The organism is Methylosinus sp. R-45379, from assembly GCF_001644125.1.
Lineage (GTDB): Bacteria > Pseudomonadota > Alphaproteobacteria > Rhizobiales > Beijerinckiaceae > Methylosinus.
This window is the reverse complement of sequence record NZ_LUUM01000002.1, coordinates 1-22,363: the sequence shown is the minus strand read 5'-3', so window position 1 is coordinate 22,363 and position 22,363 is coordinate 1. Positions and strand designations below refer to the sequence as shown.

Here is a 22,363-nt window from a genome sequence, read left to right as displayed (position 1 = left end):
CGGACGATTCCGCGCCATTGATCGCTTTTGGGGCGCGAGTTCCGATCTATCGAACGAACCCGTTCGATCGGAACGCGCCATCATTCTCTTTTCTGGTGCGAATTCTGATCGATCGAACGAATTCCGTTCGATCGGAACGCGCTCTAACGCAGCGTTAACCAGTTATCCTCAGAAAGATTTCGGGGTCGCGCGCATGCGCGAGCCGCGCCATATTATCAACGGGCGAACGCGCAAGCGGGGCGATTCAGAACATGGACGAGAAGCGACCGACGGGGGCCGGGCCTTCGCGGAGAGGCGGGCGACGTGCGCCTGCGCTGCGATTTGCGGCGGCGGCCCTCTGTCTCGCCCTCGCCGGCTCGCCCGCAGCGGCCGGGCCGGCCGCGCCCGAGCCGCTCTCGGCCATCGCCGTCCGCATGGAGCAGCAGAAGGACCACGCCCGTCTGGTCTTCGAGACGACGGCGGAGGTGAATCCGACGGTATTTCCGGTCGCCGATCCCTATCGAATCGTCGTCGATCTCCCGGAGATGGCCTTCCGCCTCGACCCGGAGATCGGCCGCCCGGCCAAGGACAAGCGCGGCGGCGACGATCTCGTGACCTCCTTCCGATTCGGTCATTTCGCGCCCGGACGCTCGCGAATCGTCATCGACCTCGCGCGGCCGGCCAAGATCATTCGCGCCGCGAGCGATTCGAAGCTCGACACTCCGCGCCTCGTCATCGAGCTCGAGCCAACGGATGCCGCGAGCTTCGCCGCCGAGGCGGCCCGGCTCGCCCCTGCCCCCGTCGCCAGAACCGCGGCCGAGGCGCCGGCGCCCACGGCCGACGCCAAGCCGCTGCTGGTCATCGATCCCGGCCATGGCGGAGTCGATGTCGGCGCGGCCGGCCCGCATGGCGAGCAGGAGAAGACGATCGTCCTCGAATTCGCCCGCGCGCTGAAGGGCAAGCTCGAGGCGGACGGCAAGCTGCGCGTTCTGCTCACCCGCAATGAGGACGCCTTCATGGCGCTCGACGAGCGCGTGCGCGTCGCGCGCCAGGCCGGGGCGGAACTGTTCCTCTCGATCCACGCCGATACGCTGGGCGAGGCCAGCGTGGAGGGGGCGACGGTGTACACGGTCTCCGCCCGCGCCTCCGACTCAGAGGCGGCCAAGATCGCCGAGAAGGAGAATTTCGCCGATCGCGCCGCCGGGCTCGAGCGCAAATCCGAGGAAGCGGGCGAGGTCGGCGACATTCTCTATGATCTCACCCGCCGCGAGACGCGCGCCTATAGCCATGTCTTCGCCCGCACGCTGATCGCCTATTGGCAGACGGTCGGCCATCTCAACAAGAATCCGAGCCGCTCGGCCGGCTTCGTTGTGCTGAAAGCCTTCGATATTCCGTCCGTTCTGCTGGAGCTCGGCTATTTGTCCAGCACGCGCGATCTCTCGCGACTGCTGTCGCCGGAATGGCGCGAGCGCGCCGCGGAGGCCACGGCGCAGGCGATCGAGCGCTATTTCGACGAGCGCCGGGAGCCAGCGCAGGTTCAGGCCAGCGCGCCCTCTCAGGCCGTGGCCACGACGCAGCGCCCACAATAAAACATAAAAATTGGGATAAGGATGGAGGTGGCCGGAGGCCGATTCGGGTTTCCGTCACGACAAAATTTGCTCTAAACGGGACGCCGTCGGCGCGACGCGCTCCAGATTTGAAGCAACGCGTCTCCCTCGAGGATCATCCTTCATGCGTCTGCTCGTCCGGTTCTTCGGCTTCCTCTTCGCGACCGGCGCCATCGTCTTCCTGATCGCCGTGACCGGGGCGGCCGGCGTCGTCTACGTATTCTCGAAGGATCTGCCGGACACGGCGCAATTGCGCAATTACGAGCCGCCGGTCACGACGCGCATCCACGCCAATGACGGCTCCATCCTCGCCGAATATTCGCGCGAGCGCCGGCTGTTCCTGCCGACCTCGGCGATTCCGCCGCTCGTCAAGCAGGCCTTCATCTCGGCCGAGGACAAGAATTTCTACACGCATAATGGCGTCGATTTCGAGGGCATCGCCCGCGCGGCCTCGATCCTCGCCCAGGGCGGGCGCCATATGCAGGGCGCGTCCACCATCACCCAGCAGGTGGCCAAGAACTTCCTCGTCGGCAATGAGCGCAGCTTCGAGCGCAAGATTCGCGAGGCGCTGATCTCCTTCCGCATAGAGGCGGCCTATCCCAAGGACCGTATCCTCGAGCTCTATCTCAACGAGATCTATCTCGGCCTCGGCAATTATGGCGTCGCAGCCGCGGCGCTGAACTATTTCAACAAATCGGTCTATGAGCTGACGATACCGGAGGCGGCCTATCTCGCCGCCCTGCCCAAGGCGCCGAACAACTACCATCCCTTCCAGCATCGCGACCGTGCGCTCGAGCGCCGCAATTATGTCATCGACCGCATGGTCGCCGACGGCTTCGTCTCGCAGAAGGACGGCGACAAGGCCAAGACCGAGCCGCTCGGCGTCAATCCGCGCGTGACCTCGCCCAACACCTATGTCGCCGGCTATTTCGCCGAGGAGGTGCGCCGCGAGCTGCTCGACAAATATGGGGACAAGAAGCTCTATGAGGGCGGCCTTTCGGTGCGCTCGACGCTCGACCCCAAAATGCAGGCCATCACCCGCAAGGCGCTGGCCGACGGTCTGGTGCGCTTCGATGAGGCGCATGGCTTCCGCGGGCCGATGCGCCATATCGACATCTCCTATGATTGGGGCCTGCCGCTCGCCGATATTCCGGCGCTGGGCGATGTGAAGCCCTGGCGTCTCGCCGTGGTGCTGGAGACGAATGACGGCTTCGCCCGCATCGGCCTGCAGCCCGGACGCGAAAAATCCGGCGAGGTGGCGCGCGAGCGCGAGACCGGCCAGCTCTCGCAAGAGGGCATGCGCTGGGCCGGCCGCAGCATTCGCACCGCAGTGACGCCGGGCGACGTCATCTATGTCGAGCCGCTCTCCGGCCGCCCGGGGCAGTATCGGCTGCGGCAAATCCCGGAAATCTCCGGCGCCATGGTTGCGATGGACCCGTATACGGGCCGCGTCTTCGCCATGGTCGGCGGCTTCTCCTACGATCAGTCGGAGTTCAACCGCGCGACGCAGGCGCTGCGCCAGCCGGGCTCCTCCTTCAAGCCCTTCGTCTACGCCACAGCGCTGGACAATGGCTACACGCCCTCCTCCTCCATTCTCGACGAGCCGATCACCATCGTGCAGGCCAATGGCGAGAGCTGGACGCCGGAGAATTTCGAGGGCGCCCACGGCACTGGCGCGCATCCGCTGCGCTACGGCGTCGAGCATTCCAAGAATATGATGACGGTGCGCCTCGCCAAGGATGTCGGCATGCCGCTGATCGCCGAATACGCCAAGCGCTTCGGCATTTACGACGACATGCCGCTCTATCTGCCCATGGCGCTCGGCGCCGGCGAGACGACGGTGATGCGCATGGTGACCGCCTATTCCATGCTCTGCAATGGCGGCAAGCGCGTGAAGGCGACGCTGATCGACCGCATTCAGGACCGCTGGGGCAAGACGATCTATCGCCATGACGAGCGCCAGTGCCTGGGCTGCGACGCCCCCAAATGGGAGAGCCAGAACGAGCCCAAGCTGATCGACAAGCGCGAGCAGGTGCTCGATCCGCTGACCGCCTATCAGATCACCTCGATCATGGAAGGCGTCATCGAGCGCGGCACCGGCCAGTCGATCAAGGCGGTGGGCAAGCATCTCGCCGGCAAGACCGGCACCACCAACGAGGCCAAGGACCTCTGGTTCGTCGGCTTCTCGCCCGATCTCGCCGTCGGCGTCTATATCGGCTACGATCGCCCCCGCCCGGTCGGCGAGGGCAAGAGCGCGCAAGCGGCGACCTATGCCGCGCCGATCTTCCGCGACTTCATGACGGTGGCGCTGAAGGACAAGCCCGACGTGCCTTTCCGCGTGCCGCCGGGCATAAAGCTGATCACGGTCGACCCGCATTCGGGCCTGCGCTCGAAGGGCTCCGGCTCCATCCTCGAAGCCTTCAAGCCCGGCACAGCGCCGCCGGATTCCTACTCCCCGGCCGGCAGCGACGGCGGGCTCCAGTCCGGCGCCGCGCAGGATGTGGACAAGCAGGTGGGCAGCGGGACGGGCGGGTTGTACTGAGCGGGGTGGGAGTTCGGATCAGGATACCAGACGCCCGATCTCGACTATGAGCTTTCCTCCCGGCCGTGAAAACTTTCGATCATGGCGGCGAGGAAGGACTCCGCCTTCAGTCTGTGCAGCTTCGGCGTGCGCCCCGCGTGATCGGCGAGAAGCGCGAAAAATGCAAGTTGCGCCCGGCCATTGCCGTCTCGAAACGGATGGACGGCGTTGAGTTCGGACAAGAAGCGAGCGGATCGCGTGGCGAAGAGATCGACGGGCAAATCCCTGAGACAGCCGTCGTTTCGAAGGCCGTCGAATATCCGCGCCATTTCGGCGGCGATATGCTCCGGGTAGCAGAACATGCTCGCGCCCTTGGCGATTCTGACGGAACGGAAACAGCCGGCCCAGCGATAGACGTCTCCGAAAATATGGCGATGGACGGCGCGATAATGTCGAACGCCGAAGCGCCCCGTCGGCAGCGGTTCGGAAAACCGTTGTGCGTCGCATCCGCTTCGAATGCGTCGAGATCGGCCTGCGCGCGAAGTCCAAGACGATTTTTCAGAACCGTCGTTCCGCTATAGCAATAGGGATCGACGACGGCGCGATACACTGCGCCTTAAGCTTTTTTCGCGTGCTTTTCGTAGATCGCGCGGCGACGCTCCGCATCGGTCAAGCCACGACGCTCGAAGTCGGCGAACATTCTCTTGCTGTCGGCGTCGAGACGCACGCCCTCGACAGCGCTGATGCGCGAAAAGCCCACCAGCCCCAAGGTAAGGGACCGGCGCCGGACGATGGGACGATCTCGCTTCGCCATTCCCGAAGACTATCACGAAGTCGCCGGGCGAAAACAGCTATCAGCGTTCTCGCCTCTACTCCCCCGCGCTCCGCAGCGCCGCCGCCGCGGCGAAGGGGCAGAGCGCCAGCGCGCCGAGGCTGATCGCGCATAAAATGGCGAAAGGCGCGGCGAAGGACACTGTGCCGCCTGTCGCCGCCTCCGCCGCCGAGACGCCGAAAATCAGCACCGGAATCGTCAGCGGTAGCACCAGCAACGCCATCAGCAGACCGCCGCGGCGCAGCGTGACCGTCGCCGCCGCGCCAATGGCGCCGATCAGCGTCAGCGCCGGCGTGCCGGCCAGCAGCGTCAGCGTCACGGCGGCGAGCGCCGTCTCCTCCTGCTGGAGCATCAGGCCGAGGAAAGGCGCGGCGAGCGTCAGCGGCAGGCCGGTCGTCACCCAATGGGCGGCGCATTTCACCAGAACCGCCAGCTCGAGCGGCGCGCGGCCGAGGTGAAAGAGATCGAGCGAGCCGTCCTCGAGATCGGCCTGAAACAGCCGATCGAGGCAGAGAAGGCTCGCCAGCAGCGCCGCGATCCACAAGATCGCCGGGCCGATGCGGGCGAGAAGATTGGGGTCCGGGCCGATGGCGAAGGGCGCGATCGACACCATCACCAGAAAAAACACGACGCCCATGGTCGCCGAACCGCCGATGCGGCGGGCGACGCGCAAATCGCGCAGGAAGAGAGCGAGAAGCGGAGAATTCACGAATTCGCTCCCAGCGCCAGCTCGCGCGCATCCTCGAGGCCGAGCGGCTCGTGAGTGGCGGCGATGATCATTCCGCCGAGCGCCCGGTGCTCCGTCATCAGCCGCGCGAGCCGCACCCGCGAGGCGGCGTCGAGCGCGCTGGTCGGCTCGTCGAGCAGCCATAGCGGCCGGAAAACCACCAGCAGACGGGCGAGCGCGATGCGGCGCTTCTGCCCGGCGGAGAGCATGGCGACCGGCGTCTCCGAAAGATGCGCGAGCCCCACCCGCTCCAGCGCCTCCGCCGGCGAGAGACTACGCCGATCCGGCTCCTCCCCCAGAAATTGCGCCCAGAACTCCAGATTCTCGCGGGCGGTGAGCGGCGCCTTCAGCCCATCGGCATGGGCCAGATAATGGAGCAGCGTCGCCGGCTCTTCCGCCTCCGCGGCGCCCTCGATCGCAATATGGCCGGAAAGACGCGGCAAAAGGCCCGCGAGCGCGCGCAAAAGCGTCGATTTGCCGGCGCCGTTGCGGCCGGTGACGATCAGCGCCTCCCCGCTCGCGAGCGAGAAGCCGAGGCCCGCGAGCACGCGCCGCCCGCCGCGGGCGATGGCGAGATCCTCTACCCGCAGGCGCAGGGCGGAGGCGCGCTCGGCATGGGGACGGGACGGAGGATGCGGAATGTCGGTCATCGGCAGAGCCAATAGAGCAACTCCGCCGCAGGGGAAATCCCCGCCTCCGGCGCGCCTGCAGAGGAGGACTTCCCCCGCGCCACGATGCTTTCGCTGGCGCTATGGCGCCGAAGGGTGCTAAGCCTGCGGGCCGACCGCGGACGTTCCGAGGAATCGGGCGTCCTCTTCCAATGCGGCGCCGCGAGACGCGCGCGCGGCCGCAGACTCGAGGGATGACGCACTAAGTGGCGAAGCATAACAGCCTTTCGGATTACGCATCGAGACGATTTCGTTTCGCCGGCAATGCGCTCCTCCAATATCACGATCCCTTCTTCGCGCAGATCGATCGGCTTCGCGCCGATTTCGAGGCGAAGGGGACGCATTTCGTCAGCTTCGCCAATTACGACTATCTCGGCCTCGCCAATCACCCCAAGATTCTCGAGGAGGCCGATCACGAGCTGCATCGGCTCGGCGTCGGCGCGCTGGCCTCGCGCCTCGTCGGCGGCGAGCGCTCGACTCACAAGCCCTTCGAGGCGGAGATCGCCGAATTTCTCGGCATGGAGGCGGCGCTGACGCTGGTCTCCGGCTATCTCGCCAATGTGACGACCATCTCCTGGCTGCTCGGCAAGCGCGACGCTCTGTTCATCGACGAGCTCGCCCACAACAGCATCGTCGCCGGCTGCGAAGCCTCTTCGGCGGAGGTGATCAAATTCCGCCACAACGACTTCGAGCATCTGGACCATCTTCTCGCCAAGAAGCGCGAAGACTTCCGCCATGTGCTCATTGTCGTCGAGGGCATATACAGCATGGACGGCGACACCGCCGATCTGCCGCGCCTCGTGGAGCTGAAAGAGCGCCATGACGCCTGGCTGATGGTCGATGAGGCGCATTCGCTCGGCGTGCTGGGCGAGACGGGCCGCGGCCTCGCCGAGCTGCAGGGCGTCGATCCCGGCCGGCTCGATCTCGTCGTCGGCACCATGTCCAAGACCCTCGCCTCCTGCGGCGGCTTCGTCTGCGCGAAGAAGCCGGTCATCGACTGGTTCCGCTATACTCTGCCGGGCTTCGTCTACAGCGTCGGCCTGTCGCCTGTTATCCTCGCCGCCGCACGCACCGCCCTGCGGCTGATGCAGGAGGAGAGCTGGCGCGTGGGCAAGCTCGCGCGCAATGCGGAGCTGTTCCGCGACTACGCCCACGCCAATGGGCTGAGCACCGGGCCGGCGATCGGCCGCGGCGTGGTGCCGATTCTGTTCCAGGACAGCGTCGAGACCATGTGGGCCTCGCAGCATCTGCTCGGCCTCGGCTTCTATGTGCCGCCGATCGTGCAGATCGGCGTGCCCAAGGACCAACCACGTCTGCGTTTCTTCCTCTCCGCCAATCATTCCGAGGATGAGATTCGCGCCGTGCTCGACGCGCTGCGCGATCTGCCGCCGGTGGCCGCAGAGGCGCATGAATTGGTGAAAAAGGCGATGGCGGGCGCGAGCCTGTGAGGGAAATGAGGGAGTGAGCGGGGAATAGAGAAAACGCAGGCCGCCGCTCGCGACTGCCTGCCGCCTGCCCCCACTCGCTCCGCTCTCCCGCGTCGATATGCCAGCTTTCGCTCGCTTCTCTAGCTCGATAGGTGTTCGCTATGGCCGGCATCGAGATTGTTCCTGTCGATAATCTTTCGCGATTCCTGACCTTCTGCAAGCTGCCGCGTCTCATCTATAAGGGCCAGAAAGGCTTCGCGCCTTCGCTCGACGTCGAGCGCTGGAATCTCTACAGCCACAAGCTCAATCCGCATTTCAAGCATGTGGAGGCGCAGGAATTTCTGGCGCGCAAGGACGGCAAATGGGTCGGCCGCATCGGCGCGCAGGTCTATAAGCCCGAGATTCAGCCCGTCTCCACCTCGCGCTGGCAATTCGGCTCGCTCGACGCCATCGACGACATAGAGGTGGTGCGCGCATTGACGCAGGCCGCGGAGGAATGGCTGCGCGCGCGCGGCGCGGAGACCATCGTCGGCCCCTTCGCACCGGACATCAATGGCGAAAGCGGCATGCTGATCGAGGGTTTCGAAGCGACGCCGATGTTTCTGATGCCCTGGCATCCGCCCTATCTGTCGCGGCTCATCGAGGCGCTGGGCTACGACAAGGCGAAGGATCTGATCTCCTACCGGCATCTCTCCGCGGAGCAGGATCTCAGCAAGGAACGCCGCATCGCCGACCGCCCCGAATGGCGCAACCGCTTGAAGATTCGCCAGCTCGATCGCGATCATCTGAAGCAGGGCGAAACCGCGCTGATGTCCGATCTCTTCAACGACGCCTGGCGCGGCAATTGGGGCTTCGTGCCGCTCGGCAAGGACGAGCTCGACGGCTTCGCCGACCTCATGAAATATGTGATGCCGCCGGAATTCGGCATTGTGCTCGAATTCGACGGCGAGCCGGTCTCCTTCGCGGTGGCGCTGCCCAATCTGCACGAGATCACCGCCGATTTCGACGGCAAGCTCCTGCCCTTCAATCTGTTCAAGCTGATCTCGCGCATCCGCAAGCACAAATTCTCGACCGCGCGCCTGCTGCTGCTCGGCACGCGCAAGACGCTGCAGAACAGCGCCACGGGCGGCGCGATCCTGCTGTCGCTGATCGAGGACATGCGGCGCCGCAGCTGCGTCGACGCCAGCATCGTCGCCCTCGAGGCCGGCTGGGTGCTCGAGGACAATATGGGCATGCGCAAGCCGATCGAAATGTTCGGCGGCAAGATCGACAAGATTCACCGCGTCTATGAAAAGCGCGTGGCGGGCGCGCCGCCCGCTGCAACCGAGGCTGTGAGAGAAGAGGCGACGCCATGAATGTCATCTCGATTTCTTCGACGTCCTCCGCCGATCGCTCGCATGTCGAGCGTCGCCGCCTCATTCTCGAGGCGCATCCGGAAGTGAGGACGCTGTTCGGCAAGGACGATCTCACCTTCAAGATCACCGCCGGCATATTCGTCGGCCAGCTGACGATCGCCGCCATTCTCGGCTGGCTCGGCCCCTCCTATTGGCCGCTCGCCCTGCTGCTGGCGATTTGCGTCGGCGCCTTCGCCAATCACGCGGCTTTCGTCGCCATTCACGACGCGATCCACAATTGCGTGTTCGAGAACACGCTCTACAACAAGCTCACCGCCCTGCTCGCCGATCTCCCCAACGCCTTTCCGACGGCGATGGGCTTTCGCTGCTATCACATCAAGCATCACTCGCATCTGTCGGCCTATGATTACGACGCCGACATTCCGAGCCATTGGGAGGTGGAGTGGGTGGGCAACAGCACATGGCGCAAGGCGCTGTGGCTGTTCTTCTTCCCGGCGATCCAGCTGGCGCGCCTCTCGCGGCTGAAGGGCACTGTGCCGATCATGGGCCTGTGGACCTATATCAACACGGCCGTCATCCTGCTCTTCGACGTCTTCGTGCTCTGGGCCTTCGGCCCCAATGCGCTGCTCTATCTCGTGCTGTCCTTCTGGTTCTCGGTCGGCGGGCTGCATCCTCTGAGCGCGCGCTGGGTGCAGGAGCATTTCGCCTTCGGCCCCAATCAGGGCACGTTCGACTATTACGGCCCGCTCAACAAGGTCGCGCTCAATATCGGCTATCACAACGAGCATCACGACTTTCACGAGATTCCGTGGCGGCGTCTGCCGGAGCTCACCGAAATGGCGCCCGAGTTCTACAAGCCGCTCGGCGCCCATTATTCGTGGTTCGCCCTGCTCGTCACCTTTGTCTTCGACCCGCGCTATTCGCTGCAGACGCGCTCCGCCAATGTGGAGACCGCCAGCGCCGCGCAGCTCGTTCCCGTCCCGGCGGAGTAGAGTTTCCCATGACTGCCACTGAACACGAGACGCTCGACGCATCGCCGCGCCTCTTCGAGAGCGACCTTCTCGACAAATATTCGCGCGTCCATCACCTGACCCCGCCGCTCGTCTATGGGCCGATCATTCTCTGGCTCATCGCCTATGCGAGCAATTATGCGAGCGCGGGCTATATCCTCCTCGCCTTCGTCGCCGGCTATTTGGCCTGGACGCTGACCGAATATTTCGGCCATCGCTTCCTGTTCCACACGGTGTTTCCGCTGCCCTTCGGGCTCGGGCCGCGCTTCCAATTCCTCATCCACGGCGTGCATCACATCTATCCGAGCGATCCGCTGCGGCTCGTCATGCCGCCGCTGCTGTCGACGCCGATCATGCTGATCGCGCTCTCGCTCATCCGCCTCGTCTTCGGCGGCGATTTCGCCTGGCCCATGCTGGCGGGCTTCATCGCCGGCTATGTGCTCTATGACTGCGTGCATTATTGGACGCATCACGGCCAGCCCAAATCCAAGCTCGGCCATCTGGTGCGCCGGCTGCATATGCTGCACCATTTCCGTGATCCGGAGCGCGGCTTCGGCGTCCATGCGATCTGGTGGGATTACGTCTTCGGCACCAATTACGAGCAGGGCCAGACGCCCGGAAACCGCGCGGTGTGACGCACTTATCGTCGCAGGACCTTCCATGCGCCGCTTTCGGTCATAAATGAGCCGGAGAGCGCGCGCATAGGGCGCGAAGGCCCGGCGCCCGCCGCGTCTCGAGCGAGCCGAACCATGTCGAGCCTCAAAGGTCCGCCTTCGCCTGCGGCGAGTTCCGATCTGCCTCGCGCCGAGCATGGCCGTATCCGCACGATCTTCGCCACGCTCGCGCCGCAGCTCGTACGCTGGTATCGCTCCCCGCTGCCCTGGCGCATCGCCATCGGCGTGCTCGCCGCGGCCGCGGGAGTCGTCTGGCGGCTGCTGATCGCCGGCGAGAGCGGCGGCCACACCTATGTCACCTTCTATCTTCCCGTCCTCGTCGCTTCCTTCACCGGCGGCGCGGTCTCCGGCGCGCTGACGCTGGTCATCAGCGCCGCCGTCGCCCAGCTCTGGCTCGCGCGGATCGAGGGCCTCGAGGATGCGCTCGCCTTCGCGACATTCCTCACGACCAACAGCCTCATCGTCGTTGTCGGCGAAGCCTTCCAGCGCACGCTGACGCATGTCGACAATCTGGAGACGCGCCATGCGATGGAGCGGCTCGCGGCGCAGAATGCGCGGCTCGTCGAGCAGTTCGGCAATGTCGCGCTGGCGGCGCCCGGCGTCGTCTTCTCCTTCCGGCTCGACACCGGCGGCTTCAGCTCCTGCCCTTATCTCGCGGAGAATGTGCGCAATGTCTTCGGCGTCGCGCCGGAGGAGATTTGCGACAACGCCGCGCCAATGCTCCGCCGCATCGACGGCGCCGACAATGAGCGCATGCGTGCGAGCTTCGCGCGCTCGGCGGCGCAGATGACGCTTCTGCGCGAGCAGTTCCGCTACGACCACCCCTCCAAGGGGACGATCTGGCTGGAAACGCAAGCGCAGCCTGTGCGCCAGGCCGACGGCTCCACCATCTGGCACGGCTATGCGCAGGATGTGACCGAGCGCCGGCGCGAGGAGGCGGCCCGGCTCGCGGCCGAGCGCGCGCTAGAGCAGCGCATCGTCGAGCTCGAGCGCGTCAATGAACGGCTCGCCCGCTTCGCCTATGTCGCCTCGCATGATCTGCAGGAGCCGCTGCGCAAGATCGTCGCCTTCTCGCAAATGCTCGACGCCGCCGTCTCCTCCTCCGATCAGAAGGACATTTCCTATGCGAGCGAAGTGATGCGCGGCTCGGCGCTGCGCGCGCGGGAGCTGGTCGAGGATCTGCTCGTTTATTCGCGCGTCGTCGAGGCGCCGCTCAAAGTGCAGCGGCGCGATCTGCGCGTCGAGATCCAATCGGCGCTGACCGATCTCTCCGAGCTGATCGAGGAATCGGGCGCCGATGTCAGCCTCGACGCGCCCTGCGTGGAGTTCGAGGCGGACCCGCCGCAATTCGCACGTCTCATGCATAATCTCGTCAGCAATGCGATAAAATTTCGCCGGCCGGGCGAGACGCCCCGCATCGCCATCCACGCGAATGTCGAGGACTCTCTGCTGCGCCTCTCCGTCTCCGATGACGGCGTCGGCTTCGAGGCGAAATATGCGAGCGCCATTTTCGAGCCGTTCAAGCGCCTGCATAGCAAGGCGGAATATCCGGGCACCGGAATCGGCCTCGCCATTTGCAAAACGATCGCCGATCGCCATGGCTGGACGCTGGCCGCACGGTCGCAGCCGCTACAGGGCGCTACATTCGAATTGACGATGCGGCTGCCGAGCTGACGGCCGCGCTCACGAATGAGACGAGCATCCATGCATGAGCTTTTTGCGCTGGCCGCGCGCTCGCGGGCTCTGCCCATTTGGGCGCGCTTTCTCGGAGCGTCCGGCCTTTCCCTGGGCGCGTTCGCGCTGCAGACATTGCTGCATGAGAGATTGCCGCCGGGACAGCTGCTCCTTTTCATTCCCGCCGTGATGTTCTCGGCGCTGCTCTTCGGCGGCGAGGCGGGCGGCTGGTCGATGGCCTTCGGCGCGGCGCTCGCCGCTTATTTTTTGTTTCCTGGCGAAGGCTTCGCCGTATCGGACCCGGCGGAAGCCCTCGCTCTCGTGCTGTTCATCGCCGTCGCTCTCGCCATCGTCTTCGTGATGCAGGAGCTCTCGGGCGTGATCGATCGCAGCGACAGCGAGGCCACCGCCGCCCAGACGCTGGCGACCAAGACCGAGCGATTGAAGAAGCTCTATCTCCAGGAAATGGCGCATCGCACGAAGAATGATCTGCAATTCGTCTGCTCAATGCTGCAGACCGAGGCGCGCGCGCTCGAGGACGACAATGCGCGCGCCTCATTGCTCGCGGCGTCGAGCCGCGTCGCCGTGGTGAGCCGCGTCTATGCGCTGCTCCAGCATGACGGGGGGCGCGATGTGTGGATGCGGCCGCTCATCGACGATCTCTGCGCCAATCTTCGGCTGGCGCTCATCGGCGAGCGGCCGATCGCGCTGCGGACCGAGGTCGCCGATTGCGCGCTCGAGGTGGACGAGGCGCGCGCAGTCGCGCTGATCGTCAACGAGCTCGTCGTCAATGCGCTGAAATACGCTTTTCCCGAGGAGCGCGCGGGTACGGTGAAGGTGCGGCTGACGCGCGAGGGCGACGATCTCGCCCTCACCGTGGAAGATAATGGCGTCGGCCCCGCCTCGATGGAAGCGATGGGCCTCGGCTCGGGTCACAAGCTGGTGCGCTCGCTCGGTCAGCAGCTCGGCGGCGCCGCCATCATAGAGCCCGGCGCCGACAGGGGCCTGCGCTGCGAGCTGCGCTTCCCGGCGCCGCCAGAGTGAAATTCACCCCGCCTTTTGCTCGATCTCCTCCATATCCTCGTCGGAGAGGCCGAAGTGATGGCCGATCTCATGCACGAGGACATGGGTGATGATCTCTTGCAGCGTGTCCTCGCCATCCGCCCAATAATCGATGATCGGACGGCGGTAGAGCCAGATCATATTGGGCGGCTCGCCAGTATGCGCCGAGGCCTCGCGCTGGGCGAGACCCTGGCCGCGGAACAGCCCCAAAAGATCGAACTCGGTCTCGCATTCCATCTCCTCTAGGATTTCCTCGTCCGGGAAATCCTCGACATGGATCACGAGACCTTCGCAGAGCCGCGTGAAGCGCGACGGCAGCGAGGCGAAAGCCGCATCGGCCAGCACCTCGAGGTCCTCGAGCGAAGGGGCGCGGAGCTGGGCGAGAGCGCTATCGTCGAGAGGCGAGGCCATGCGAGACTTACCTCCAGCTGCGAACGTCCACGAAATGGCCGGCGATGGCCGCCGCCGCCGCCATGGCGGGCGACACGAGATGGGTGCGGCCCTTGAAGCCCTGGCGGCCCTCGAAATTGCGGTTCGAGGTCGAGGCGCAGCGCTCGCCCGGCTCGAGACGATCCGGATTCATCGCGAGGCACATGGAACAGCCCGGCTCGCGCCATTCGAAGCCGGCGGCGGTGAACACCTTGTCCAGCCCCTCCGCCTCGGCCTGCGCCTTCACGAGGCCGGAGCCCGGCACAACGATGGCGTTGACCTTGGCGTTGATCTGCTTGCCGGCGATGACCGCCGCGGCGGCGCGAAGATCCTCGATGCGGCCATTGGTGCAGGAGCCGATGAAGACGCGATCGATGGCGATGTCGCTGGCCTTCTCGCCGCCCTTGAGCCCCATATACTCGAGCGCGCGGGCGATGGCCTGACGCTTGGCCGGATTGGCGACGCTGTCCGGCGTCGGCACCAAGCCGGAGATCGGCATCACATCCTCGGGCGAGGTGCCCCAGGTGAGGGTCGGCGGCAGAGCGGCGGCGTCGAGCACGATCACGCGGTCGTAATGCGCGCCCTCGTCGGAGCGCAGCGTCTCCCAATAGCGGACGGCGGCGTCGAAGATCTCGCCCTGCGGGGCCTTGGGCCGGCCGCGGAGATATTCGTATGTCTTCTCGTCCGGCGCGACGAGGCCGGCGCGGGCGCCGCCTTCGATCGACATGTTGCAGACGGTCATGCGGCCCTCGACCGAAAGATCGCGGATCGCCTCGCCCGCATATTCGATCACATGGCCGGTGCCGCCGGCGGTGCCGATCTCGCCGATGATGGCCAGAATAATATCCTTGGCGGTCGCGCCCTCGGCCAGCTTGCCGTCGACGCGCACCAGCATGTTGGCGGCCTTTTTCTGGATCAGCGTCTGCGTCGCCAGAACATGCTCGACCTCCGACGTGCCGATGCCATGGGCGAGCGCGCCGAAGGCGCCATGCGTGGAGGTGTGGCTGTCGCCGCAGACGATCGTCGTGCCGGGCAGGGTGAAGCCCTGCTCCGGGCCGACGATATGCACGACGCCCTGACGCGAATCATGCTCATTATAATATTCGACGCCGAATTCCGCGGCGTTGATGGCGAGCTGCTCGACCTGCGCCTTGCTCTCAGGATCGGTGATCGGCAGAGAGCGGTCGGTCGTCGGCACATTATGGTCGACGACGGCCAGCGTCTTGCCCGGCGCGCGGACCTTCCGGCCGGAGGTGCGCAGCCCCTCGAAGGCCTGCGGGCTCGTCACCTCATGAATCAAATGGCGATCGATGTAGATGAGGGACGCGCCGTCCTCCTGCTCGTGAACCACATGATCGTCCCAGATCTTGTCGTAGAGCGTGCGCGGGCGTCCTGCCATTTGTCTCGTTCCTGCTCCGAGCCGTAAAAAGAACCGTAATTCGGCCTCGACCGAACCGGGTAGGCTGTTCTACTCGCAACATGGGCGGCTTGGAAGCATGTAATCTCGCCGACGCCCCAGCGGGAGGTCCCTTCGACGTGACGCGAATATCGACGGCGCCGCCACAAGCGCTGACGGCGGCGCTGGAGCGCCTGTTGGACGAGCGCTCGCGCCGGGCTCTGGCGGAGCGGGCGGCGCGCATTTCCGCCCTCTATCGCTCCGGCGGAACGACGGCGCAGGCGATCCTCTGCGAGGACGACGCTCTCGCCTACGCCCTTTATCGGCTCCCGGCGACCTATGCGGCGACCATCCATGTTCTCGGCCGGCTCGCCGAACGGGCGCCGGATTTTTCGCCGCGGCGCATGCTGGACCTCGGCGCAGGGCTCGGGACCGCGAGCCTCGCCGCGCGCGCGCTCTGGCCGCAAATCGACGAGAATGTGCTGCTCGACCGCAGCGAGCCATTTCTCGCGCTCGCCCGCCGGCTCGCCGGCGAAGCGCTAGAGAAGGCGCGAATCGTCGCCGGCGATCTTTCCGCGCCGCCCGATCTCGGCGCGCCATTCGATCTCGTCGTCGCCAGCTATGCATCGACGGAAATCGCCGAGGACCGTCTCGATCGCGCCATGGACGCCGCCTGGCGCCTTTGCGCGGGGACGCTGATTCTCGTCGAGCCCGGCACGCCGCGCGATTATGCGCGGCTGATGCGGATGCGGGCGCGGCTCATCGCGTCGGGCGCGCGCGTCTCCCTGCCCTGCCCGCATTCGGCGCCCTGCCCGCTGGAGCCGCCGGACTGGTGTCATTTCTCGGTGCGGCTCGCCCGCTCGCGTGACCATAAGCTGCTCAAAGGCGCCGACGCGCCCTTCGAGGACGAGAAATTCGCCTATCTGGCAGCGACGAGAGAGGAAGCGGCGATCGCTCCGGCCCCGGCTCGGATGCTGGCGCGGCCGGAGGTCCTAAAGCATGGATTAAGGATAAAGCTTTGCACCATGGCGGGAATCGAAGAAGTTACGGTGGCGAAGCGCGATAAAGCGGTTTTCGCGCCTATAAAAAAGAAAGACTGGGGCGACGAAGTCGTCCAAGGGGAAACACCGGCGAGGGAATGACATGCAGCGCCCGAGGGTCGCGCCCTATCTCACCGTCTCGCCGGCCGCCGGCGCGATCGCTTTCTACACCGCCGCCTTCGGCGCGCAGCAACGGGCGCTGATGCCTTCCGTCGACGGAATGCGCATCGCCCATTGCGAGCTGACCATCAATGGCGGCTCGGTCATGCTCGCCGACGTCTTTCCGGAATTGGGCCACGCCCGCATGCCGCTGCCCGGCGAGCAGGTCACCGCCTCGGTGAGCCTGGAATATGACAAAGCGCATGAGGTGGACGAGATCGTCACCCGCGCGACCCAGCTCGGCGCAAAGGTCGAGACGCAGCCGACTAATACTTTTTGGGGCACGCGCTACGCCGCGCTGCGCGATCCATTCGGCCACAGATGGATATTGAACGCGCCGCTCGATTCCTCGGGCGGCTGATCCTCGGCGAAAGCCAGAGTCAAGGCTCGACGAAGAAAGACCGCCGCATCGAGGTCCAGGTTTCGAGCGCCAGCTCGATCTCCGACGGCGATTCGCAGCAGAATTGCGCGAGCGGCGAGGCGTCGCCGACCAGAATGGACGGCACCACCGCCGCCCGCGCCGGCAGCACGGCGCCGGACACGCTGGCGGCGATGACGAAAGCCTGATCGAAAGGCCGCGCGGCCTCGATCGCCCGCGTCAACGGCTCCGCGCCCTCGCCGGCGTCATGGAGCCCGGCGAAGCGACCGGCGAGGCCCAGCCCTTCCGCCAAAGCGGCGAGGTCCTGCGTCCCTGCCGCAAATGCGATATGGGTCCAGCCCTTGGCGGCCAGCGCCTCGAGCGTCTCCCCCGCGCCCTCCACGAGCCGCCAATCCGGATCGCGGCGCGCGACGACGCCCTCGAAATCCCAAAACAGGATTTTGCTCATCGATTCTCTCACATAGAGACAACAAAGCGATCCTGCGGCCTACCGCCGGATCGCTCCGCCACGCTCGCGATATTGGGACAGGCTCCGGGAGCCTTACTCGGCCGCGGGGGCCGGCTTGTCCTTGGCCTTCGCCTTATTGTCGATGCGCTCGGCGATGCGGGCGGATTTGCCGCGACGGTCGCGCAGATAATAGAGCTTGGCGCGGCGGACCTTGCCGCGGCGGACCAGCTTGATCGAGTCGATGAGCGGCGAATGGAGGGGGAACACGCGCTCTACGCCCTCGCCATAGGAAATCTTGCGGACGGTGAAGGCCTCGTTGATGCCGCCGCCCTGGCGGGAGATCACCACGCCCTCATAGGCCTGAATGCGGGAGCGCTCGCCTTCCTTCACCTTCACATTGACGATGACGGTGTCGCCGGGGCGGAATTCCGGGATCGACTTGCCTTCGAGAAGGCGGGCCGATTGCTCGGCGTCGAGTTGCTCGATGATGGAGGACATGAAAAAAACTCCTGCCGTTTCGCCTGTTGCCGCCGCGGCGGCTCTGGCGAGCGTTTCGGGACGCTGTTTTGATTTGGACGCGTCGCCATACACGAGGCGGTGCCGATTGTCGAGAGACGGGGGACGCGTTCTAGGGCGATCGAGTGAAGGCCAGCAAACCTCCCCCTCATGCTGAGGAGCGCCCGAAGGGCGCGTCTCGAAGCGCGAGGGGGAGCTCCAGATGGCCGCGCATGAAGGTTTCCTCGTCCTTCGAGACGCCGCTTCGCGGCTCCTCAGGATGAGGAAATCTTCACCCGAGCGCCCTGGACCGCGTTCACCCTCCCTCCCGATCGCCTACGGCGCTCGGGAGGGAGGTAAAACCGCCCTCTTCTCTCAGCTCTTCTCGTTCGGTCGGTTGGCCCCGTCTTCGCATGGCGCGGCCGGAGCGGCGCCGAGGGCGCCTTTGAAAGCGCGAGACCGAACAATGGCGCAAGACTTTCGCAGGATCGACGTCGCCGCCGCGCGCGACGTGATGAGCCGCGGCGAGACGCTCGTCCTCGACGTGCGCGACCCGCAATCCTTCGCGCGCGGCCACATAGAGGGCGCGGAGAACGCCTCCCAGGACGACATGACCTATTATCTCTTCGAGACGCCGAAGGACAAGCCGGTCATCGTCTGCTGCTATCACGGCAATTCCAGCCAGTCCTACGCCCGCATCTTCGCCGATATGGGCTTTGCCGAGGTCTACAGCCTGGACGGCGGCTATGAAGCCTGGGCGGCGGCCGAGCGGGCTTGAGGCGGGATAGTTGCGCTCGGGTTCTTGCGCTCGGGCGCCCGCATTGTCATAAGGACCGCCGGCCTCAACCACTCGGCGCTCCTCATGACCAGCTTTCCGCAGCGCGTCTTCTCCGGCGTGCAGTCCACCGGCAATCTGCATCTCGGCAATTATCTCGGCGCGATCGTCAAATTCGTCGAGCTGCAGCAAAGCTTCGACTGCCTTTATTGCGTCGTGGACTTGCACGCCATCACCGTGCCGCAGGACCCGATCGCGCTGCGCAACAACACGCGCGAGATCGCCGCGGCCTTCATCGCCTGCGGAATCGATCCGAAGAAGAACATCGTCTTCAATCAGAGCCAGGTGGCCGAGCACGCCGAGCTCGCCTGGGTCTTGAATTGCGTCGCCCGCATCGGCTGGCTGAACCGCATGACGCAGTTCAAGGACAAGGCCGGCAAGGATCGCGAGAACGCCTCCATGGGCCTGCTCGACTATCCGGTGCTGATGGCCGCCGACATTCTGCTCTATCGCGCCACCCATGTGCCGGTCGGCGAGGATCAGAAGCAGCATTTGGAGCTTTCCCGCGACATTGCGCAGAAGTTCAACAACGACTTCGCCGAATCGATCGCGCGCAACGGCTTCAACGACGCTTTCTTCCCGCTGCCGGAGCCGCTGATCTCCGGCCCGGCGACGCGCGTGATGAGCCTGCGCGACGGCACGAAGAAAATGTCGAAATCCGACGCTTCCGATTATTCGCGCATAAATCTCTCCGACGACGCCGACCAGATCGCGCAAAAGGTGCGCAAGGCCAAGACCGATCCCGACGCGCTTCCTTCCGAAGAAAAGGGCCTCGAGGGGCGACCGGAGGCGGATAATCTCGTCGGCATTTTCGCGGCGCTGTCGCAGCGCAGCAAGGCCGACGTGCTCGGAGAGTTCGGAGGCTCCAATTTCTCGACCTTCAAAGTCGCCCTCGTCGATCTCGCCGTGGCGAAGCTCTCGCCGATCACCGCCGAGATGCGCAAGCTGATGGCGGACGCAGCCTATATCGACGATGTGCTGCGCGACGGCTCCGCGCGGGCGCGGGAACTGGCGCGCACGAATATGGATGCGGTGAAGGATATCGTCGGTTTTCTGCGCTGAGGCGCGAAAACCCGGCCGTCATCGCGAGGAGCGCAGCGACGAAGCGATCCAGAGCAGCTAGGCGGCCCCTGGATCGCTTCGCTACGCGCGCGATGACGGAAACGGCCTCGGCCCGCCGCTCACCCAATCGAGCAATTGCACCGTGTGCACGATCGGGATCGCAGTCCCCTGCCCGATCTGAATCATGCAGCCGAGATTGCCGGCGGCGATGACCTGCGGCGCGACCAATTGGATATTGGCCACTTTGCGCTCGCGCAGCGCGCTCGCGAGCTCGCCCTGCAAGAGATTATAGGTTCCTGCCGAACCGCAGCAGATATGGCTCTCGGGAACGGGAACGACCTCGAAGCCCGCTCGACGCAGCAGCTCCATCGGCAGATCAGCGATCTTCTGCCCATGCTGCAATGAGCAGGCGGAATGATAGGCGACGCGCAGACGTCCGACATCGATCGACGGCGCGAAATCGAGCGCGGCAATAATCTCCGTCACGTCGCGCGCCATTGCGGCGATGAGCGCGGCCTTTTCGGCCAGCGCAGGATCGTCGCGGAACATATGGCCATAGTCTTTGACCGTCGTTCCGCAGCCGGAGGTGTCGATGACGATATGATCGAGCCCGCCGCGCTCGATCTCGCGCGTCCAGGCCTCGATATTGCGGCGCGCCAGCGCGTGTGAGTCCGCGCTCCTGCCGAGATGATGCGGCAGCGCGCCACAACAGCCGGCGCCCTCCGCCACCACTATTTCCGCGCCGAGACGCGTCAGCAGACGCGCGGTCGCTTCATGAATTTTCGTGTCGAGCACGGTCTGCGCGCAGCCGCTCAGCAGCGCGACGCGCATTTTGCGCGCGCCCTGCGCGGCGACGATTTGCGGGCGATCGATCGGCGAAGGCGCAGGCAAATGCGCCGGCGCCATTGCGATCATGTCTCGCATGCGTCGCGGCAGCAGGCCGGCGAAAGGACGCGCCAACGCCGCGGCGCGCATGGACTGGCGGAACAGCGTCGGCCGCGTCAGCACAAAAGCGAGCGTCGCGCGCAGCATGCGATCGAGAAGCGGACGCCGGTAGGTCTTCTCTATATGCGCGCGCGCATGATCGACGAGATGCATGTAATGCACGCTCGACGGACATGTCGTCATGCAGGAGAGGCAGGAGAGGCAGCGGTCGACATGGCGCACGGTGCGCTCGTCTGCGGCGCGGCCGTTCTCCAGCATCTCCTTCATGAGATAGATGCGCCCGCGCGGCGAATCGAGCTCGTCGCCAGTCAGCAGATAGGTCGGGCATGTCGCCGTGCAGAAGCCGCAATGCACGCAGGCGCGCAGAATCTTCTCCGACTGCGACATGTCGGAATCGGCGAGAAGCTCAGGAGAGAATTGCGTCAGCATCGTCGCTTCAGAACTCCGCGCGCAAGCGGCCGCGCTCCAGAATGAAGCGCGGATCGAAAGCCTCCTTCACGCGCCGTGTGAGCGACGCCAGCGCGGAAGGCTGCGGATGGAACACATCGACGCGCGCGCGCGTCGCCGCATCGGCGCGAATGAGCGTCGCATGGCCGCCGAGCGCATCGACGATGGCGCGTATGGCCGTCGCATGCGCGTCGGCCGCCGTCTCGAGGCGCAGCCAGACGAGGCCGCCGGCCCAATCATAGAAATGCGCGATCGGCGGCGCGCCGGCGCCGCGCAGCCGCTCGACGAAAGCGAAACCATTGGTCGGCGCGAGCGAGATGCGCCATATGACGCCCTCCCCCGCGATCGGCTCGGCGTCGCGAATGTGCGTCCAGAATGCGCGGCTTTCGTCTGCCGCGAGAACGCTCGTCGCGCCGCCGAAATCACCAAGAAAGCGCATGAGATCGTCGCGGCGCGTCGTGACGGAAATCTCCGGCCCCTCGAGCCGCAGCGCAGCGGCGTCGGCCTGCGGATCATAGGCGAAGCTCGACACTTCATAAGGCGAGCCCGACGCCTTGCGCAGCGCCGCGAGGCCCTTCTCCGCGCCGAGGCCGGAGAGCAGCAAGGTCTCTTCCGTCTCCGCCTTGGGCAGAACCTTCAGCGTCAGCTCGGTGAGCGCGGCGAGCGTGCCATAGGAGCCGGCGACGAGCTTGGAGAGATCATAGCCGGTGACATTCTTCATCACGCGGCCGCCGGATTTGACGATCTCGCCACGGCCGGTGACGCTGCGAAAGCCGAGCAGATGATCGCGCGCCGCGCCCGCCTTTATCCGTCGCGGGCCGGAAGCGTTGACGGCGATCACGCCGCCGATGGTGGCGTGATCGCGCGCGCCGCCGAGCAGCGCCGCATGATCCATCGGCTCGAAGGCCAATTGCTGATTTTGCGCATCGAGCAAAGCGACGATCTCGCGCAAGGGCGTGCCGGCGCGGGCCGTCAGCACCAGCTCCTGCGGCTCATAGAGCGTGACGCCCGTGAGCGCGGCGAGCGAGAGGATACGCTCGCGCTGCGTCGCGCGGCCGAGCGCGGCTTTGGAGCCATGCCCTTCGATCGACAAAGGCGCATCTTGCGCGAGCGCGGCGCGGATGGCTTCGGCGACATCGGCTTCGTCTCTCGGAGTCAGGCGCATGTGATGGGCTCGCGTCCCTTCTCCCGC

At 65.5% G+C, this 22,363-nt stretch carries 22 protein-coding genes; 12 read left to right on the top strand and 10 right to left on the bottom strand.

Annotated features, from left to right (window positions below):
• Window positions 1-251: 251 nt before the first annotated feature.
• Together A1351_RS00530 and A1351_RS00525 are read left to right on the top strand one after the other, a co-directional pair.
• A complete protein-coding gene (locus tag A1351_RS00530) occupies window positions 252-1,568 on the top strand; it encodes an N-acetylmuramoyl-L-alanine amidase (protein ID WP_245291543.1) in 1,317 nt (438 codons plus the stop codon).
• A 142-nt stretch (window positions 1,569-1,710) separates the two neighbouring features.
• The gene (locus A1351_RS00525; protein ID WP_064031885.1) at window positions 1,711-4,128 is read left to right on the top strand and encodes a penicillin-binding protein 1A; all 2,418 of its coding nucleotides are present in this window, start codon (window positions 1,711-1,713) and stop codon (window positions 4,126-4,128) included.
• A gap of 44 nt (window positions 4,129-4,172) precedes the next feature.
• Here the strand turns inward: A1351_RS00525 and A1351_RS00520 are convergent, their stop codons facing one another.
• The 4 genes from A1351_RS00520 to ccmA form a co-directional block, all read right to left on the bottom strand.
• Entirely contained in the window at window positions 4,173-4,535 is a 363-nt protein-coding gene (locus tag A1351_RS00520) for a Fic family protein (protein ID WP_245291547.1), read from the bottom strand.
• Between the two features lie 188 nt (window positions 4,536-4,723).
• Window positions 4,724-4,921 carry a hypothetical protein gene (locus A1351_RS24255; RefSeq protein ID WP_157096019.1) on the bottom strand — a complete coding sequence of 66 codons (198 nt, stop codon included), beginning with the start codon at window positions 4,919-4,921 and terminating at the stop codon, window positions 4,724-4,726.
• 55 nt (window positions 4,922-4,976) lie between these two features.
• Entirely contained in the window at window positions 4,977-5,648 is a 672-nt protein-coding gene (gene ccmB, locus A1351_RS00515) for a heme exporter protein CcmB (RefSeq protein WP_024880660.1), read from the bottom strand.
• Window positions 5,645-6,316, bottom strand: a complete 672-nt coding sequence (gene ccmA, locus A1351_RS00510) for a heme ABC exporter ATP-binding protein CcmA (RefSeq protein ID WP_198162183.1) — start codon at window positions 6,314-6,316, stop codon at window positions 5,645-5,647. Before ccmA ends, ccmB begins: the two co-directional genes overlap by 4 nt.
• A gap of 224 nt (window positions 6,317-6,540) precedes the next feature.
• Here ccmA and A1351_RS00505 point away from each other — a divergent pair, with 224 nt between their 5' ends.
• From A1351_RS00505 to A1351_RS00480, 6 genes are all read left to right on the top strand, one after another.
• A complete protein-coding gene (locus tag A1351_RS00505; protein WP_024880662.1) occupies window positions 6,541-7,782 on the top strand; it encodes an aminotransferase class I/II-fold pyridoxal phosphate-dependent enzyme in 1,242 nt (413 codons plus the stop codon).
• 140 nt (window positions 7,783-7,922) lie between these two features.
• A complete protein-coding gene (locus A1351_RS00500) occupies window positions 7,923-9,116 on the top strand; it encodes a hypothetical protein (RefSeq protein ID WP_064031884.1) in 1,194 nt (397 codons plus the stop codon).
• The gene (locus A1351_RS00495; RefSeq protein WP_064031883.1) at window positions 9,113-10,108 is read left to right on the top strand and encodes a fatty acid desaturase; all 996 of its coding nucleotides are present in this window, start codon (window positions 9,113-9,115) and stop codon (window positions 10,106-10,108) included. The genes A1351_RS00500 and A1351_RS00495 overlap by 4 nt, the downstream gene beginning before the upstream one ends.
• A gap of 8 nt (window positions 10,109-10,116) precedes the next feature.
• Window positions 10,117-10,761 (top strand): sterol desaturase family protein, encoded by a 645-nt coding sequence (locus tag A1351_RS00490; protein WP_064031882.1) that lies wholly within the window; start codon window positions 10,117-10,119, stop codon window positions 10,759-10,761.
• A 114-nt stretch (window positions 10,762-10,875) separates the two neighbouring features.
• Entirely contained in the window at window positions 10,876-12,474 is a 1,599-nt protein-coding gene (locus A1351_RS00485) for an ATP-binding protein (RefSeq protein ID WP_024880666.1), read from the top strand.
• A 30-nt stretch (window positions 12,475-12,504) separates the two neighbouring features.
• The gene (locus tag A1351_RS00480; protein WP_026599090.1) at window positions 12,505-13,518 is read left to right on the top strand and encodes a sensor histidine kinase; all 1,014 of its coding nucleotides are present in this window, start codon (window positions 12,505-12,507) and stop codon (window positions 13,516-13,518) included.
• A 3-nt stretch (window positions 13,519-13,521) separates the two neighbouring features.
• Here A1351_RS00480 and A1351_RS00475 read toward each other — a convergent pair whose 3' ends face one another.
• Both A1351_RS00475 and leuC read right to left on the bottom strand, forming a co-directional pair.
• Window positions 13,522-13,947, bottom strand: coding sequence for a metallopeptidase family protein (locus A1351_RS00475; RefSeq protein ID WP_026599091.1), 426 nt, complete (start codon window positions 13,945-13,947; stop codon window positions 13,522-13,524).
• A gap of 7 nt (window positions 13,948-13,954) precedes the next feature.
• Window positions 13,955-15,364 carry a 3-isopropylmalate dehydratase large subunit gene (gene leuC, locus A1351_RS00470; protein WP_024880669.1) on the bottom strand — a complete coding sequence of 470 codons (1,410 nt, stop codon included), beginning with the start codon at window positions 15,362-15,364 and terminating at the stop codon, window positions 13,955-13,957.
• A gap of 137 nt (window positions 15,365-15,501) precedes the next feature.
• Here leuC and A1351_RS00465 point away from each other — a divergent pair, with 137 nt between their 5' ends.
• Entirely contained in the window at window positions 15,502-16,503 is a 1,002-nt protein-coding gene (locus A1351_RS00465; RefSeq protein ID WP_024880670.1) for a small ribosomal subunit Rsm22 family protein, read from the top strand.
• Window position 16,504: 1 nt separating this feature from the next.
• Window positions 16,505-16,921, top strand: a complete 417-nt coding sequence (locus A1351_RS00460; protein WP_024880671.1) for a glyoxalase/bleomycin resistance/extradiol dioxygenase family protein — start codon at window positions 16,505-16,507, stop codon at window positions 16,919-16,921.
• Window positions 16,922-16,940: 19 nt separating this feature from the next.
• Here the strand turns inward: A1351_RS00460 and A1351_RS00455 are convergent, their stop codons facing one another.
• Window positions 16,941-17,387, bottom strand: a complete 447-nt coding sequence (locus tag A1351_RS00455) for a hypothetical protein (RefSeq protein WP_064031881.1) — start codon at window positions 17,385-17,387, stop codon at window positions 16,941-16,943.
• Window positions 17,388-17,480: 93 nt separating this feature from the next.
• Window positions 17,481-17,885: a 50S ribosomal protein L19 gene (rplS, locus tag A1351_RS00450; protein WP_064031880.1), complete on the bottom strand. Its 405-nt coding sequence runs from the start codon at window positions 17,883-17,885 to the stop codon at window positions 17,481-17,483.
• Window positions 17,886-18,348: 463 nt separating this feature from the next.
• On the opposite strand from rplS, the gene glpE reads away from it, so the two are divergent.
• Both glpE and trpS read left to right on the top strand, forming a co-directional pair.
• On the top strand, window positions 18,349-18,660 hold the full coding sequence (gene glpE, locus A1351_RS00445) for a thiosulfate sulfurtransferase GlpE (protein ID WP_024880674.1): 312 nt from the start codon (window positions 18,349-18,351) through the stop codon (window positions 18,658-18,660).
• Between the two features lie 84 nt (window positions 18,661-18,744).
• Window positions 18,745-19,779, top strand: a complete 1,035-nt coding sequence (gene trpS / locus A1351_RS00440; RefSeq protein WP_026599095.1) for a tryptophan--tRNA ligase — start codon at window positions 18,745-18,747, stop codon at window positions 19,777-19,779.
• Window positions 19,780-19,860: 81 nt separating this feature from the next.
• Here trpS and glcF read toward each other — a convergent pair whose 3' ends face one another.
• Both glcF and glcE read right to left on the bottom strand, forming a co-directional pair.
• Complete coding sequence (gene glcF / locus A1351_RS00435; RefSeq protein WP_064031879.1) at window positions 19,861-21,153, bottom strand: glycolate oxidase subunit GlcF; 1,293 nt, start codon at window positions 21,151-21,153, stop codon at window positions 19,861-19,863.
• 7 nt (window positions 21,154-21,160) lie between these two features.
• Window positions 21,161-22,336: a glycolate oxidase subunit GlcE gene (glcE, locus tag A1351_RS00430; protein ID WP_064031878.1), complete on the bottom strand. Its 1,176-nt coding sequence runs from the start codon at window positions 22,334-22,336 to the stop codon at window positions 21,161-21,163.
• Window positions 22,337-22,363: the final 27 nt, after the last annotated feature.